1 protein-coding gene is annotated in these 1023 nt (G+C 69.6%); it reads right to left on the reverse strand.

From position 1 onward, the window contains the following. Positions 1–897: IS256 family transposase (locus RM590_RS35390; protein WP_311708924.1), on the reverse strand; the 897-nt coding region annotated here is incomplete at its 3' end. Positions 898–1023: the final 126 nt, after the last annotated feature.

Here is a 1023-nt window from a genome sequence, read left to right on the forward strand (position 1 = left end):
CTCGGCGTGGGCGCGGTCCTCGGCGTTGTAGATCTCCTGCATCGCCTTCGTCGCGCCGGGCTGCGCGGACTTCGGCAGGGCGTTCGTCACATTTCGGGCCTTGTGGACCCAGCACCGCTGATGACGCGCGGCCGGGAACACTTCGGCGAGTGCCTTCCACAAGCCCATCGCGCCATCCCCGACGACGAGTTCGGGATCCCGCATGCCACGCCGTCGGCAGTCCCGCAGCAGGTCGGCCCAGGACTCCGTGGACTCCCGCAGCCCCTCGGCCAGCGCGATGAGCTCCTTGCGGCCGTCCGCGCGCACGCCGAGAAGGACCAGAACGCAGGAGTGGGCCTGCCCGAGGCGGACCTTGGGGTGGACGCCGTCGGCCCACACGTAGACGTAGTCGCTGCCCGACAGGTCACGCTGCTGGAAGGCGGTGTGGTCGTCCTGCCACTGCTTGGTCAGCCGGGTCACCGTCGCCGGCGACAGGCCCGCCGAGCTGCCCAGGAACTGTTCCATCGCGGGCACGAAGTCTCCGGAGGACAGTCCGTGCAGGTAGAGCAGAGGCAGGACCTCGCTGATCTTGGGGGACTTGCGGCACCAGGGCGGAAGGATCTTCGAGGAGAACCGCATCCGCTCCCCGGTCTCCGGATCGGTGCGCTTGTCGTTCACACGCGGGGCGGTGACCTCGATGGCGCCCGCGGCGGTGGTCACGGCCCGGGGGCGGTGGTGGCCGTTGCGCACGACCAGGCGGCGGCCCTGGTCGTCCTTCTCGGCGGCCAGCTCGGCTATGTACTGGTCGACCTCGGCCTCCAGCGCGGCGGCGAGCATCCGTCGGGCGCCCTCGCGGACGATGTCGTCGATCAGGGAGCCGGACTGCGTGGTGCCGTCTTCGTTGACTACGCTGAGCACGGGCGTGCCTTCCCGACCCGCGTTCGCATCGCGGGCCTACTCGGTGACTTGACGATCACTCACTCGGGAAGGTACGCCCTTCGCACGCTCCCCGCGGAGCCGATCCACAAGTCATGAGCATTGCTC

Origin of the sequence: Streptomyces litchfieldiae, assembly GCF_031845365.1 — a bacterium.
In the GTDB taxonomy this organism is placed as follows: domain Bacteria; phylum Actinomycetota; class Actinomycetes; order Streptomycetales; family Streptomycetaceae; genus Streptomyces; species Streptomyces litchfieldiae.